At 43.7% G+C, this 16,433-nt stretch carries 9 protein-coding genes; 6 read left to right on the top strand and 3 right to left on the bottom strand.

Annotated elements, in window-relative coordinates:
• The first annotated feature begins 469 nt into the window (after window positions 1-469).
• The 3 genes from ATB76_RS28790 to ATB76_RS05010 all read left to right on the top strand — a co-directional run bounded on the left by ATB76_RS28790 (window position 470) and on the right by ATB76_RS05010 (window position 7,810).
• On the top strand, window positions 470-3,436 hold the full coding sequence (locus ATB76_RS28790; protein WP_061034804.1) for a M66 family metalloprotease: 2,967 nt from the start codon (window positions 470-472) through the stop codon (window positions 3,434-3,436).
• Between the two features lie 155 nt (window positions 3,437-3,591).
• Entirely contained in the window at window positions 3,592-6,021 is a 2,430-nt protein-coding gene (locus ATB76_RS05015; protein WP_061034803.1) for a M64 family metallopeptidase, read from the top strand.
• Between the two features lie 79 nt (window positions 6,022-6,100).
• Window positions 6,101-7,810 carry a S8 family serine peptidase gene (locus ATB76_RS05010; RefSeq protein ID WP_061034979.1) on the top strand — a complete coding sequence of 570 codons (1,710 nt, stop codon included), beginning with the start codon at window positions 6,101-6,103 and terminating at the stop codon, window positions 7,808-7,810.
• Window positions 7,811-7,905: 95 nt separating this feature from the next.
• Here the strand turns inward: ATB76_RS05010 and ATB76_RS05005 are convergent, their stop codons facing one another.
• Together ATB76_RS05005 and ATB76_RS05000 are read right to left on the bottom strand one after the other, a co-directional pair.
• Entirely contained in the window at window positions 7,906-10,413 is a 2,508-nt protein-coding gene (locus ATB76_RS05005; RefSeq protein WP_061034802.1) for an Ig-like domain-containing protein, read from the bottom strand.
• Between the two features lie 11 nt (window positions 10,414-10,424).
• Window positions 10,425-11,537: an OmpA family protein gene (locus tag ATB76_RS05000; protein WP_061034801.1), complete on the bottom strand. Its 1,113-nt coding sequence runs from the start codon at window positions 11,535-11,537 to the stop codon at window positions 10,425-10,427.
• A gap of 680 nt (window positions 11,538-12,217) precedes the next feature.
• On the opposite strand from ATB76_RS05000, the gene ATB76_RS28785 reads away from it, so the two are divergent.
• Window positions 12,218-13,495 carry a PAS domain-containing methyl-accepting chemotaxis protein gene (locus ATB76_RS28785; RefSeq protein ID WP_276306957.1) on the top strand — a complete coding sequence of 426 codons (1,278 nt, stop codon included), beginning with the start codon at window positions 12,218-12,220 and terminating at the stop codon, window positions 13,493-13,495.
• A gap of 506 nt (window positions 13,496-14,001) precedes the next feature.
• Window positions 14,002-14,217, top strand: coding sequence for a hypothetical protein (locus ATB76_RS04990; RefSeq protein ID WP_227740561.1), 216 nt, complete (start codon window positions 14,002-14,004; stop codon window positions 14,215-14,217).
• A gap of 6 nt (window positions 14,218-14,223) precedes the next feature.
• Here ATB76_RS04990 and ATB76_RS04985 read toward each other — a convergent pair whose 3' ends face one another.
• A complete protein-coding gene (locus tag ATB76_RS04985) occupies window positions 14,224-15,504 on the bottom strand; it encodes a mechanosensitive ion channel family protein (protein WP_038874929.1) in 1,281 nt (426 codons plus the stop codon).
• 294 nt (window positions 15,505-15,798) lie between these two features.
• Here ATB76_RS04985 and ATB76_RS04980 point away from each other — a divergent pair, with 294 nt between their 5' ends.
• Window positions 15,799-16,362, top strand: a complete 564-nt coding sequence (locus ATB76_RS04980) for a DUF308 domain-containing protein (RefSeq protein WP_038871184.1) — start codon at window positions 15,799-15,801, stop codon at window positions 16,360-16,362.
• Window positions 16,363-16,433 lie beyond the last annotated feature (71 nt).

Below are 16,433 nucleotides of genomic sequence, written 5' to 3'. Positions count from 1 at the left end.
ATTTTTTAATCTTCTTATTTATCAGTCGGATGAAAATAATAGTGCTGTAGTAAAAGTCTGATCTTTTCAACAACAAGAGGTTGGTTTAAAACTTATTTATTTAACTTTTATTTACAGAAATATGCTGCTAAATATTTAATTAATTTATGACTTCAATAATTTAAACTAATTTAACGTGTTGAAATTTATTGTCTTTTTTCCTGAGCGCTTGGTTTTATCATTGTTGTCTTGATGACTTTGAAAGCGGTGTTAATTCTCAGGCTAGAGCATTAAATTCGCTAAAGCTAATTAAGTAATTTCTAAATCCATGAAATGGAAGCTCTGTTCGCGCTTGCTCAATAAGAAATATTTTAAGGTTTTAACCTGATCTTTCTCGGGAAAAATCTGATTTCATGAAGTTGATTTTTACAATTGCTGGGAAATAAAGGTAATAAACAAAGTGGTTGAAATACAAACATAAGGGAAAGGTATGAAAATAAATAAGGTCAGTATAGGGTTAAGTGTCGCTTGCGGATTATTATTCACGGGCGTCACTCACGCTCAGGTTATTCCGTTCAATAATAATCAGCCAACTAATGACTTACAGGGTGATTTTGAGGCGATGGTCATTTATGCGCAAAACATCACGGTTCCTCATCACAACGATAAAGGCGATCCTAGGCCGCACCTCACTGCATTGCGTGATACTTTGTTGCTTGTTAAACCTGTCGAGCATTCACTGGACTCGACGCAAGTGAGAGTGATTGGGCGCGATGTTAAAGGTGAGCAATTAGGTGTGCTGTCACTGAACCCACCAGAGCAACTTCCGAGTCACGATGGTTCAAACCTCGATATTACGTATGCGCAAGATATGTGGTCAGTGGCACTGCCAGCGACTTGGATACAGCCCGGCCTTACTCTAGAGCTCCTGAATGGAAGCACATCAGGCGTCCTCTCCGGTTTGGATATTGGTGCGCCGAACGAATTGCTGATAAACACGATGGATTTAGGGATGTTAACCAATCCAAGGGGGCGTTTTTACTTCGCAGATAATCCTGAAAGACATAGAGACTACTTCCAAAAAATTCCGGTAAGCAAGTTGATCGTTAACCCGTACGAAACAGTGAAGCTCAATAAAGTGATGCTGCCAGATGGTCGCTTGTTAACCGAGTTAGACCCGAGCACGGGCACTTGGCACAAAGGGGATATGCGTGCGTATACCACCAAGATTCTGATGTCGCACGGCATCAACCTAGCAAACTATGGCATCAACTCTTCAACAGCGATCTCAGAGAGAGCACATCCATATACGGCGAATCAAATTACAGCGATTGCCGCAGTAGGGCGTTATCAAAATGGTGTGGTTGCTCACGGTGGCAGTGGTGGCAACGGTATGGTAACTATCGACTCATCGTTAGGTAATGAATGGAGTCACGAAGTCGGACATAACTTTGGCCTTGGGCACTGGCCGGGCGGCACGGATGGTACAACGCATCGGCCATCTACAGACATAAACTCTGCATGGGGTTGGGATCAATTCCAACAGCGTTTTATTGCTAACTTCATGTGGAACAAGCGCAATGGTCAGGATCAGGTTTGTTGTACCGACGGCATAGGAATCCCAGCTTTTGAAGGCTATAAGTTCAACAGAGATGCAATGGGGGGCGGTGAGCCAACTTCACCGATTTCCAAATACACTCTGCACACTCCGTTTGTACTAGAAAAGATTCAGACCTTTATGGAAAAGAAAGCGGCGTTTGATGAGGCATCGTCGACTGGCTTTAGTAAATGGAACGATGAAACGAAAACGATGCAAGAGTTTGAACAACCAGCGCTCTTGTTGGCCAAATCTATCGCCTCGCAATCTCAACTAAATACGATCAAAGACGACACGGTAGGTTCTGTGTTGTTGGGTTACATCAATGACTTTGATATCACAAAGGTAGAAACGGGAGACGGCCGTTGGATTCGCGATATTTACTTGCCGAGTGCTGCAAATGTTGTCGCGGGTAAAGTGGTGAACGTCGCACGTTACTCTGGGTATGGCGTGACCGTTCATATTAATGGCCAATCGGTGAACTTGAATCGTGGTGACAGCAAGTTTTACATCAGCGACGGTAAAGGTTGGCAAGAAACCAGTGAAGCGCAGGTAGCGGAAAATAACCCGACACGTGTCCCTACGGATAGCGGTGTCGCTGTCACAACACTTGTTGGTTATTACGACCCTCAGCAAACACTTAACAGCTATATTTTCCCAGCGTTACATGGTGCGTATGGCTTTGTTTATCAGCCGACTCCGGCAGAGATCCTAAACACAAATGGATGTTATGTCAGGGTGTATAACGGTAGAAACTACCAAACGGATAACTACCAATTGGTTGGATTCCGTTATGACGATAACGTGATGAACAAGTTCCACATCAACCTCAAGCAATCGGATGCACCGACAAGAGCAGAAGTTGTCTGCGATAACACGGTGTTGAGTTCGTTAGACATTGAGAAACCAAAGCAAGACCTCAAAGTCTCTATTGTTCAGTCTGATTCCTTAACCGACTCCACTCCAACGGAGAATAGCGCACCTGTTGCTCACGCTGGTGAAGATCAGTCTGTACTGTCAGGCACAACCATTACGCTATCTGCAAACCAGTCGACGGATGCCGATGGTGATGAGTTAACCTATTTTTGGAAGCAAATCTCGGGTTTACCTGCGACCATTCAGTCGACCGACAAAGTTAACACCAGTGTCATTTTACCGGAGTCTAACAAAGCGGAGTCGTACGTTTTTTCCGTCACGGTCTCCGATGGAAAAGCAAGTTCTGAAGATACGGTGATGATTAGTGCTCAGCCTCAAGTAAACCAAAATCATGCGCCGCAAGTGTCTCTCCCGCAAAGCATGGAGGCAAAATCTGGTGCAGTTATTGAGATTGCCGCAACGGCATCGGACCAAGATGGTGATGTGCTTTCATATCAATGGCACACATCGGGCCTAGCTTATCTGCCTGTGTCAGTAGGCACTATTCGTCTGACGGCTCCAGAAGTCACGGTCGATAGCCAATTTACGGTTCGTGTGATCGTCACTGATCCAGCAGGGGAAAGTGCCAGTTCAAGCACGATTGTGAAAGTTAAAGCCAACAACAATTCCTGCAGCATCAGTGATCCAAATGCGGCGAACTACGCTGTATGGTCTGCAAGCAAATCGTACTCGGGTGGTGATCTTGTCAGCCACAAGCAGCTCGCTTGGAAGGCAAAATACTGGAGCCAGAACAATCAACCTGATAACAGCGATGCCTGGGAGCTCGTCAGCGATGTAGCGTTGCCGTGGTCAACTCAAAAAGCCTACTCCGGCGGTGATCAAGTGACGTACAACGGCGTTAAGTATGAGGCGAAGTGGTGGACGCGTGGTGATCAGCCGGATACATCAAGTGTATGGAAGAATGCTGGCGTAGCATGTCCATGATGCTTTTCCTTCGTTAATTTGTCGGGAGAACTGCCTCCCGACTTGTCTTTCTCATTATCAATAAATGATCTTTTCAATTGCCGAGGCCAATGCCTTTGGGCAAGGGCACATTGTACTTGTTAGTCAGGTAAACGCTAGGAAACAAGGAGAAAAATATGATTAAACCAAAATTGAAGTTACTTGCTGTAGCACTATCGTGTTTCAGTGCTGTTCCGCAAGCCGCTTTAGCTGATGTTCACATCGGAAAAGAGTTCCAGATCGAAGTGATGAGAGATGCCTCAAGGGTGGCATATACCGCAGAAGAACTGGGGCTAGAAACACCCGCGCTTATCGCGATCGAAGTCCTTAACGACGCTCATCAGCGTGTTGGGCTACTGCATATTAAAAGCCCTTTATACTTGCAGTTTGAAGAATTTGAAGAGCAAACAGGCGAATTTGTCGCGGCCCATGAAAAGTGGTTTGAGCAGGGAATGGTGAGTTTAGATCATGCTCAGCAAGCGACGTTAGAGAGAGGAAGTTCTGTTCGCTTCTACAGTTTAAATGAGGTTGGCGAAGTTATTGAACTGCTCATGGTCCAGCCAAAGCGTTTGGCTTCCCTTCGAACAAGCAGTGTTTCCACGTCTGCCTATAAATTTATTGATAATGGGTCTCCAAATGAAAAAATCGATTTAGTTTTGTTAGGAGACGGGTATACCGCTGGAGAGAAAGAAAAATTCCGAAGCGATGCAAAACTGATTACCGATGGTTTTTTTGCTAAATCACCTTACAGCGATTACCGAGACTATTTTAACGTTTGGTTAATCGAAAAAGCTAGCCAGCAATCAGGTATCGGTATTGGTTCTCCACTCGACGGCAGCGCGTTCAAAAGCTATTTCCCTGACAGTTCAAGCCGATTGTTGCTACTCAAAGATCGTTTTATTTCGTTGAATGAAGCTAAGGCTGCCTTGCCGGAATCCGCGACTGAGATTTTCCTTGTTGTCTCCAATACAGAAAAATACGGTGGAGTAGGTTACGGAAATGTCGCAACCATGTCGACTCACAGCAGTGCGGTTGGACTTGCCTTACATGAAGTGGGTCATACCTTCGGCAAGCTTGCGGACGAATACAGCTACGGCAACTGTAATCTGAATGGTGAACCCTCTGCAAAAAATGTCACGATGCAAACCAGCAATGTTAAATGGTCGCATTGGATGGCACATGATCATCAGGTTGGTCTGTTCGAAGGCGCGCAATACTGTGCGACTGGAAAATATCGTCCGACCAAAAACTCCTTGATGCGCGCTTTAGGAACAAACCTTGAGTTTGGCTCAGTGAATAGCGAAGCTTTGATCCTTAAAATGTATGAGACGATCAACCCAGTTGCTTTAGTTTCTCCTTCTTCGAGTACGGTCGCATTGGAAAGCGAACGAGTTTTCAGTGTATCGACTCCTATTCCAACTGACAGGGTAGCTATTCAATGGTCCTTAAATGGAGATGTTCTTTTAGAAGGTGATCAGGCTGCAATAACGGTAAACCCGACAAACCTCGACTCTGGAAGTCATGTTCTCAAAGTGGTCGTGAAAGACACGACTGAAAAAGTGAAACGTGACCCAAGCAACCGTCTTATCAGTGAACGTCAATGGCAACTGAATGTCGCTGATGATCCTCAACCAGAGCCTCAAAACCGTTATCGTTACGCACGCTTTGTTATTGATTCAGAGATTAAAGGACAAGACTTTGCTTCTGTGGCAGAACTGACTTTTGTTGACCAAACTGGCAGCACAGTGTCTCCGGCGAACATTAAAATTGTCTCGGTTTCTAGCCAAGAAACTCAATATCCACGTCCGGCAAGCAATGCCATTGATGGTGACCCTGACACGTTTTGGCATTCACGTTGGAGTCAATCTCCTGTGGGTAAAGCTCCACACGAAATCATCATCGACTTAGGTCAAAGCGTCGCGTTATCCCGAGTTGAATATCTACCGCGACAAGATGGCAACGTAAATGGTACGGCCAAAGATTACAGACTGTACCTTAGTAATACCGTTGGGCAATGGGCATCACCGGTGGATAGCGGCTCGTTTGCACCGAATACGGAAGAAAAGGTGATGTTGGTGGAGTCAAAAGGTGAGGAAAACCAAGCGCCTAACGCTATTGTTTCTCGCTCGCAAGGTGAATTGACAGGATCGGGAACCGTGATGTTAATAGGTGAAAAGTCTAATGATCCTGATGGTGACGGTTTAGTGTATCAATGGCAGCAGACTTCTCCTAAATCTCCCCTCGCAGTTATTGAATCTCCTAAAGAAGCAAACACCCAAATGCGGTTTGCTGGCAGTACGAGTGAAGTCACTTATCGATTTACCTTAACCGTCAGCGATGGTGAGCTTTCGGACTCTGCAGAAGCAGTGATTACGCAGAAAGCGGAAGCGATGCAATCAAGTCCAAAATGGGACGCAGGTAAAACATACGCAACGCCGTGTGAACGCGTTTCTTGGAAAGAGAATGAATGGGAAAACCAGTGGTGGACTCAAGGCACGGAGCCGAGCTCGGATGGAACATGGGGTGTTTGGCGAAAAGTTAATACTTCGAACAATCAGTGTTCTTAAATGCAATGTTGCAAGAAACCTAAATTAGAAATACTAGCCATAAATTACGTATTTCATGGAATCTCATAAGGGTGAAAACATGAATAATTACAAGAGATTATTTCTTTGCGTCTTGCCTATTGCGCTGCATTTACCAGCCAATGCATCTCAACGTGAAACTTACATTGTCCTCCTAGATGATGCGAGTTCACCAAAGAAAATGACGCGAAGTACACAGGTTAATTCTGTCAAAGAAAAAGCAAATCAAGTATTGCAACGTTTGGCGAACGTGCCTGAATCGGTTCACACACGTTCGTCCCGAACTCATGCCCCCTTGGCTGATAGTATCTACCAAAACCTCAATAGCTTCTCTGTAAAACTATCGACAGGTCAAGCCGAGAAGCTAAAAGAGATGACGGAGGTTAAAGGTGTTTATCCAGACGTTATCTTTAGCGCGGACGGTGTACATCGCCAGAATTCACAACGAGTCGCTTCTTGGGGATTAGACCGTTCTGACCAACGTGAGCTGCCTTTGGATGGAGAATACGAAGTAGGGCCATACACCGGAAAAGGCGTATCAATCTATGTTATCGACTCAGGTATCGATTTTTCTCATCCGGATTTTGGGGGGCGTGCTCAATCTGGTTGGGACTTTGTTGATAACGACAGCGATGCTTCTGATTGTCATGGCCACGGCACTCACGTTGCGGGCACAGCCGCTGGGCGTCAATATGGTATCGCACCGGGAGCGGATATTTATTCTGTGAGAGTCTTGAATTGTGAGAACAAAGGTTGGGGAAGCCAGATCCTTAACTCTTTTGATTGGGTCATTGAACATGCTAAGCAACAAGGTCAGCCAGCTGTCATCAACTACAGTATTTCTCGAAGTACTCGTTGGGCTCCACTCGACCAAGCGGTTGATAGGCTTATTACTGAATACAACCTGCCATTTGTACACGCGGCGGCGAACAATAACACCGATGCCTGTACCAAAACACCTCACTCTGAATACTCAATAACAGTTGGGGCATCCACCAACGACGATTACCGTTGGTATAGCTCTAACTGGGGGGAGTGTGTCACGTTGTTTGCTCCAGGAGCAAACATTATTTCCGCCCGCAACCATGGTGGTTATCAATCAATGTCCGGTACCTCAATGGCAGCACCACATGTAGCTGGTCAAGTTGCACGATTGCTAGAAGTGAATCCTAAAGCATCGCCGAGTGAGCTAAAACGCTTGCTGATAGAAAATAGCACGGCAAATGCTCTGTACAACGTGGGCGACGGTTCTCCAAATCGTTTGTTGTACATCAAGAGTGAAGACAGTACAGACGTAAACCAACCTCCGGTCGCTGTCGCAACCAGCAACCAATACGAACTGACAGGTGCTGGGACGATAAGTCTAACTGGGGATGCTTCCAGCGATCCGGATGGCGACCAATTGATGTATCAATGGCAGCAACTCGCTCCTTCAAGCCCTCTTGCTATTATTGCATCACCTTCCGCCTCGAAGACGAATGTAGGCTTTGATGAACATGAGGCCGACATTACTTACCGCTTCTTATTAACGGTCAATGATGGCGTAACTTCTGATTCCACTGAAGTGAGAGTGGTGCAAAAAGCAAAACCTATCACCCCCAACGGTGTTCAATGGGAGTCGAGCAAAACTTACGCTTCTCCTTGTGAGCGTGTCTCGTGGAAAGGGAGTGAATGGGAAAACCAGTGGTGGACAGTCGGTAACGAACCGGGTGCTGGAGGCATATGGGGTGTGTGGCGAAAAGTTGGAGGTTCGAATAATCGATGTGGATGAACGCGATTTTTCAATAATGAATTAAATAGCGGTTGAGCCAATTAAAAAAGGATGGTCGTTTACAGCCATCCTTTTTATAGCTTAAGTGTTAAGCACTATTTGTGTTCACAGATAACAAATGCATGCGAGTCAGGGTCTTGTCCTGAAATCTCGAATTTCGCTGTATCATCGTTAAAGAACACAGAATCGCGGTATTTAAACCAAGAGTCGGGCTCACCGGTACTCATTTTTGTCGTCCAGAAATAACGGAAGTTGAGTGGCCAAGTTGATGTTTCATCATTGCCTTCATTCAAGTAGGCCGCTAGCGATGTTGGATTTGATACCAAATCCTCACCTCTCAGTTGACACTCAGCAATGGCTACTTCAACTCCTACCGCAGCATAACCATAAATATCAGGGCCAGGTCCTGGCATTTGAGTTGTACCTGTACTATCGACATAGACGATCTCTTCTTTTGTATCTTCCTCGTATGTGGTTTCATCTGCTAATAATGGACGACGATATGGGCCAACTACATTCAATGCTGTTGTTGCATCTAGCGTTAAACCATCAAATTCTCCAGATACGGTAATATTGGTGCTACCTAGCTTAATCCCAGTAACTGTGCCTTTATCCTCAGCAGCGTTAGAGACAGAAGCTAATGAGGTATCTTCTATTACCCAAGTTGAACGGTCATCTGCAGTTAAATCAGTAGTGTTGCCATCAGATAGTTCTCCAATCGCCTTCATTGCTAATGTTTTTCCAACAGCGACTTCGTTATCTGTCGTGTCTATAGAAATACCAACAATAGTCGCATTGTTAATGGTGAGTTCTCCTGATGATTGCCAGTTCTCTCCGTTAACGCTTGCTGAGGCTGTGATGCTGGTTACACCGACAGCAACACCGGTAGCAACACCATTTCCGTCAAGTTCTCCGTTTGTTACTGTTGCTACCCCGGTGTTGCTAGAGCTCCAAGTTACTTCTGGGTTATTCGTTACATCGAGTGATGTCGAATCGGAAAGCGTTGCGGTTGCGATAAAAGAAGTAGGCAATCCAAGTGCCGAAGCGCTGATTGCAGGTGTCACTTGGAAATCAGTAATGACAGCCTTAGTAACTTCTAAATCTGCCGTTGCTTGTAGGGATTGACTACCTAATACTCCGGTGGCAGTTATCGTTGTTTTGCCTACGGATTCACCTTTTACTATTCCTTTGCCATCCGCATCATTGCTTACTGTTGCGATAGTTGCTTCACCTGTAGTCCAGCTAATTGCGGCATTGTTTGTAACATCCAATTCACTGTCGTCAGAGAAGACTGCAGTTGCGGTAAATTGCTTGGTTAACCCAACAGGAGTGTTTGCTGATTGCGGTGAAATAATAATGTTCGTTACGACCGTCGGTGTGACAGTCAATGTGGCACTGTCTGAGAATCTCTGTGCTCCAACCACACCAACGGCTGTTACTGTTACATTACCTTCTGCTACCGAAGTCACTATCCCTTTATCAACCGTCGCAATAGAACTATCACTGATTGTCCAACTAACAGCTGTGTTCTTTGTTACATCGAGAGATGTTCCGTCAGATAATTCGGCTTGGGCAATGAACTCTTGTGTTAAGCCTTCCGGTAGGGTGGCTGTTTCTGGTGTTACTGAAAGGGCAGTTACTGTCGCAGTAGTGACTGTGATAGCCGTGCTGTCGGTATACTCTTTCCCAGCTACGGTAATTGAGGCTATGACATCTACTGGCGACGTGTTCGTTTTTTTAGCGTGGATAGAGCCCTTGTTGCCCTCTGTATTATTAACGTCGAGCACTGTAGGATCTGTTGTTGTCCAATCTGCTTCTTGCGTTACGTCCTTTACTGAGCCATCTGTCAGAGTGACTTCTGCTTTTAATACTGTATCTAAACCTACAGGTAGGGAAGTTGCGTCAGGGGAGACATTGAAGCTTTGAATTGTGGCTTCATTCACTGTCAATACTGCTGTGTCGGAAAACTCTTTATCACCTACCATGCCTTGCGCTTTAATCTCAGACGTACCCGCAGTTAAACCCAAAGCTTGTCCTTTGTTTGTACCATCATCATTAATTGAGGCAACTGCTGTATCGCTGCTACTCCAAGTTAATTCGGGGTTTTTGGTAACATCAATGACTTGCCCGTCAGACATAATGGCTTCGGCTTTAAATGCTTGGCTTAATCCCTTCGCAACAGAAGCAGTTTTTGGTGTCACGAGAAGCTCGGTGACCGCAGCATTTGTGACAGTTACATTTGAGGTATCCTCAACGATAGAGCCATCTTTGTTGATGCCTTTTGCAGTAATAGTTACTTGTCCAGTTGAAACACTGGTTAATAAACCTTGATTGTCGATAGTTGCAATGTCGTTATTGGAAGAGGACCAACTTAGTGAAGGGTTGGACGTTACATCGACAGTTGTACCATCATCTAACGTAGCAATTGCCTCTAATTGAAGTGGTAGCCCAACAGGGATCTGAGCATTTTTAGGAGTGACAACGATGGAAACTGCTTGATGAATTCCCCCGTCTGGCACATCGACCAGCCCTTCATCTCCATTGTTACATCCTGCTAAAAGGATGCTGCACAATGAAAGGCCAAATAGCCATAACTTCTTCATTTTTTTACCTCTTAGTTCGTCTTATTTGGCTTGTCAGTAGCTTCTAGAGTTTGATTAATTGTTGTGTCGAATCGTACTTCAACACGACGGTTTTGAACTCGCCCTTGTTGCGTATCATTTGAAGCAACGGGATTTGCTTCACCTTTACCGACGACGGTTAAGCGAGATGCATCAATGCCTTTTTCTGTCAGATAGGCAGCAACTGCTTTAGCACGTTGCTCTGATAAGCGTTGGTTGTAAGCTTCAGAGCCGGAATTATCGGTATAACCTAGGATTTGTACTTTATCTTCAGGATAGGACGTGAGTTGTTCTACGAGTAAATCTAGCGACTGATTCGTGACAACAGTAGTAGAGTCAAACGCAAATAACGTTTGTGCACTGAGAGAGAGCGGTTTCTCAATAGTTACATAACGAATCGCTGGTTCAATTGATGTAGGCTCAATGATGGGTGCCTGCTGATTGAAGTGATACGTTAATCCAATAGACGTGAAGTGGGAGTCTGCTTGTCCCACGTTGCTATCTCCAATTCCATCAATGAATTGATATTCGCCTCGTACCGACCAGTTTTGGGAAAGTCGATAGCTAACCCCTAATGAAGAGAGTACGTTCCAGTCGTGACTACTTGAATCTCCCTGAATTGTAGAGATTTCCTTCTCGATATATTGGTATGCACCCCCTAATCGGGTAAACACATTTATACGTTCGGTTAGAGGATAATCTAGCTTGACTGCAATTTCTCCGCCATAAACGTCTGCAGAGACATTGCCTATGGAATAACGAGCATCTGGTGAACCATAAGATGTTGCTCCACCTTCAAGAGCAAACCAAGAATTGAATTGATAGCCCCCGTATAAGCCATAGCCCAAAGTATCATCGGTGCAATCTAAAGCAGAAGTGCCACATGCGCCATCATAAGCAGCCCAGCCAAGACGTCCACCTAAATAAAAATGTCCGTTTTGAAAAGGCGGCAACTGGTTTAAATTTTGGTTCGAAGCTGCCAAGAGTGTTGTATCGGTAGAATCTTGTACAGAAGAGCTGGGGGAAGCGGTTGATGGCTCAGCGTGAAGCATTGGTATGTAAATTACCCCCGTAGCGACCACTAAGCTGCGAAAAATTAAGTTCATATTCATCTCATTTATATTAACTGCGACTGTTTGTGGAAAGGGTTATCGTTTGCTTAATAAGGTCGAGTTAATTTATCTATGTATCTCAAAACTTAAAAGCAGCAAAAATAAACCCTTACTTTTATGATGGTGAATTATAATCAACTTAATGAATAGACTCTGGATCGCAAAAAACACAAAAAAAGAACATCTGGTGATATTTAGGAAAAAACCTACACTTAATTGTGGAAAATTTGTTTGAATTTGTAGGGGGTAAATTGAACCAGCCCAAGCCAGGCTACATTACAAATTTTATTAAGCTTTAGTCTGTTAGCAATGTTCAATTAACTCGTAGTGCCATTTGAGCACATTCATTTAGTATGCTTTAATTTTCTTCTATATTTGTTGCATATAAAATTAGCATGATATTTTAAGTTAGATATTTATTGAAAGATCTGGGAAATGGTTTTTAACGCTAAGCAATAAATTTGGAAAATAAATCAAATAACCAACAAGGTAAGAATTAACTGACACTTTTCTGCGCTCAGTCTGATTCTGCACAGAGATTAAGTTCAATAAAGTGGCAAGAGTTATCGAACAGGGATGTGATTATATTCCGTTATAGGGTGAATGATCCCTTCCGGCGGTGATGACAGCTTCGTTAACTCACCATTACAACTACATTGAGCGAGCGACCTCCTATGTTTTTTAAAAAGAAAGAAGAAATAAATATTGTCGATGTGAATATGGACTTTGTCAGGTCGTTGTATTCATCGACTGCCGTCATTGAATTTGATCTTCAAGGCCATGTTTTAGAGGTCAGTGACTCTTTCCGATCTTGCATGGGATATGAAAGAACAGAGGTGCTCGGTAAGCATCACTCAATGTTTTGTTCTCGAGAATTAGTTTCATCACAAATGTACTCAAATTTTTGGGATGACTTAAGAGCTGGAAAAGAAAAAAGCGGTGTGTTCTCTCGAAGAGATAGAGGAGGCAATGAGGTATTTATTGAGGCCACATACTTTCCTATTATTTCTCAAGGTCGGGTTGATAGAGTTGCCAAAATCGCTTCGGATATTACCAAAGCGCATACAACTAGTATGAATAACCAAGATCTCTTAACAGCATTAGACAAAACCTTTGCAGTGATCTCCTTTAGTCCCTCCGGGGAAGTGCTAGATGCTAATAAGGCATTTCTAGATACTTTGGGCTATTCGAGAGAGCAGGTGATTTTGAAACATCACCAAATGTTTTGCTTTGATGAGTTTTACAAAGAAAACCCAGACTTTTGGAAAGATTTACAAAATGGAAGAGCCTTTAGTGGCCGGTTTTTGAGAAAGTCATCTATCGGAGAGAAGGTTTGGATTCAAGCATCTTACAACCCAATTTTTAATGAAAAAAATGAGATGTATAAGGTTGTTAAGTTTGCTACGAATATCACCTTAGAAGTGATGAGCGAACAAGAGTCAAAAGACGCATTGTCGATTGCTTGTAGTACATCTGTTGAGACAGAACAAGTTGCAACGGATGGTAAAAATTCGATCCATCAAGCTCAAAAGCAATCATCTGCGGTTGTGGAACAAGTGGCAAGTTCTGTTGCTTTGATTGATACGCTTAATGAGCTTTCCGTAAGTATAGAGAATATAGTCCAAGTCATCGGCAGTATCGCAGACCAAACCAATTTGCTTGCTTTAAATGCAGCAATCGAGGCCGCGAGGGCTGGGGAGCATGGTCGCGGTTTTGCCGTAGTTGCAGATGAAGTTCGTGTTCTTGCGTCGAAAACATCAAGCTCGACAAATGAAATAAGTAAAGTGGTTTCGGACAATCTTGCACTTACCAGTCAGATCTCAGCATCGATGCAGTCTATTCGTCAATCTTCTATTGAGACTGATGAGCAACTGTTACTGGTCTCTTCAGTCATTGATGAAATACAGAGGGGAGCAGAAAATGTGGCAAAAAGCATGTCTAATCTGACGTAACTTTTGTAATGAAAGTAATAGTCAAAATCTTCAAATTAGACCTGCATATTTGGTCGATGGCTGTTCACTAAACAAGGGGGACGATCACAATGGCGACGTTGAGGTACTTGTCCCTGTTGCGAAAACATGTGGTCGAATGACTCATGCACATCGGTGTGAAGGACGAAGAGATTGTTGGTAATTAGAGCAATCGATGCGGATTAACAGTTAACACTTGCTCTGGTTTAAGAGGGTTTTTCAGAGGTTAGGCGCCTCATTTTTACTTACAGAAGCGTATTTATTACCGATAACTTATCAATTTTTATAGAATTTAATCATTCTGTTTATCGTAGGAAAAATTAGACAGAAACCTTTATTTTCAACGTATTAATGATTTTTCACACAATAATTTTGCGATTCTCGTAGGCATTCCGTTAGAAAAGTTCTGTCGTATGCTATCCAGACCACAGGAAGTATTTGCAAGAATTCTCGCTAACGCTAGTTAAGATGTTGGTCGGGAAATCATAATGAAAGATAAAATGGAAACGTATTGGGTTCAGCTTGTTGATAAAGCAAGTACGGCATCCGATCTGTCGGATTTGACTCGCTCGAGACTGCGAGGGTGTATAGGGAAGTATGGATTGCGTTACAAGGTGGAAGGGGGTGTATTGAGTGAACATCGCTACAACCGTAAAAACCTAGTGAACAGCATGGAAGGTGAAGCCGAAACTTCACCATCCTAAGCGTCTTTATTTTGAGCGGCTCTTCGTTTGCTCCAGCGTGATATGAGTTGCATCATTGCTGGTCAGCATTTGATACGGCCTTAGGCCAAAGAGTGGCATAATAGAGTAGATGTGATCAAACAAGTCCGCCTGAACGCCTTCGTAATAAGCCCAGTCGGTGTTATTCGTGAACGCATAAACTTGGATTGGAATCCCTTCGGGTGTCGGCTCTAACTGCCTCACCATAATTAACATGTATTGATGGATGTCCTTGTTCGCTTTCAAATAAGCATTCACGTACGCACGGAACATTCCTAAATTGGTCATTTGACGAAGGTTACCCAACGCAGGTTCCTCGCTCATTTCATCATTGTAGTCATTGATCTCACGAGACTTTTCGTAAATGTACTGACGTAGAATTCGAATGTTCTTGAGCTTTTCGATTTCTTGCTCAGATAAAAATCGAATTGAGGTGACATCAATATTGACGGCACGTTTGATGCGTCGACCGCCGGAGTCGGACATGCCTTGCCAGTTAATGAATGCATTTTGAACCAGTGCGTAAGCGGGCAGCATACTAACGGTATTGTCGAAGTTTCGTACTTTTACTGTCGTTAATGAAATCTCTTCTACCGTACCGTTGGCGCCGTATGAGTCCATCTGAATCCAATCATTCAAGCTGATCATGCGGTTTGCAGAAAGCTGAATACCCGCGACAAATCCTAATATCGTGTCTTTAAACACCAGCATGACAAAACCTGTCGCGACCCCCAATCCAGAGAGGAAGATAACAGGGGATTCATTAGCCAATATCGACATCGATACGACAACACCTACAAAGAAGGTAAAGAGCTTAATAAGCTGAACAAAGCTCTTGATCGGCATTTTTCTCGTAATGCCTTTAAAGGTGGCAATGTCATTCAAGGCATCAAGTAGGGCGAAAATCATCCAAATAAAGATGACCAAAATCGAAATACTTAAAATACGGTCAAAGATGTTGGCTAACCAGTCATAATGACCAACGGCTAATGGAATAAAGACATCCAAAACCATAATTGGAATCAGCAGTGAGAGTTTTTCTAAAACATCGTATTTCGTAAAGCTGTCTGCCAAGGGTTTATTGGTTTTTTGCAACACATTGTTGGCAGAGCGAACGATAAGGTGGTGAACAATCAAATAACTGATCGCAGCAGCAGCGAGGCTCGACAAAATAAAGACACTGGTGAGCTCTATTCCGTATGGATCGCTATTGATGCCGACGGCACTCAGCTTTTCTGAAATGAAAGTGCGAATATGATGATCGAGCAAAATGTCATCCTCAAAACGGGCCTGAAAACTGGGAGTGAGAATCTCAAAACAAAAAATCAAGCAGCAAGCGTTAGAAAGCCGCCAATCCTACTCCCCATCTCTTTGTTTTGCACTGCTTTAATCTAACAATCGTGAATCTTATTATTCAAAAATAGTGTATAGGCGATGATGTGATACGGGTTTAACATCCAATTCTGCAAATGGGACACGTATTTCTGTTAAGTCTGTGAACTCTCTACGGTTTTATTAGACTAGACTGAAAAGGCGGCTTGCGTTTAATTTAAGAGGCATTCAATGGAAAATTCTAATCAATCACAACAACCGACTTTTTTGTCTAAAGGCTGGAAGTACTTCGTCATTGTCGGCGTCATTATCTCATTAATGGGCGTTGGTGCCATGAGTTTGCCTGTTTTGGCTGGCGTGACGATCTCGACCATCGTTGGTGCGGTTCTGTTGTTCAGTGGTCTGGTTCAGGCATACCACACGTTTTCCATTAACGTTTGGAAAGAGAAACTTTGGTACGTCTTAAGTGCCGTTTTATATATTGTTGGCGGTTTGTTTATCCTATTTAAGCCACTAGCAGGCTTAGTAACCATTACAATGTTGATGGTGATTGTGATGATCTTAAACGGTTTGACTCGTATCTTCTTTGGTTTGAGCAACCGGAGCCTACCAAGCAGCAACGTGATTGTATTCAGTGGCGTAATTTCAGTGCTTATCGGTGGTTATTTCTTCATGTTGCTCGATGATCCTGCATTCTCAACTACGCTATTGGGTACATTTGTGGGTATTTCGCTACTGATTGAAGGCATCAGCTTCATCTTTATGGGCTTACAAATGAAAAAGCTTTCCCAATAAAGGCACTATCTAGCGCTAAAACTTTGTGAAATAGAGAATGCCTGCCGATTCGGTGGGCATTTTTTATGGAT

This window comes from Vibrio sp. MOR3, assembly GCF_001557775.1.
GTDB lineage: Bacteria > Pseudomonadota > Gammaproteobacteria > Enterobacterales > Vibrionaceae > Vibrio > Vibrio jasicida.
Note: the sequence above shows the minus strand (reverse complement) of the source record. Positions and strands in the feature narration are given on the sequence as shown.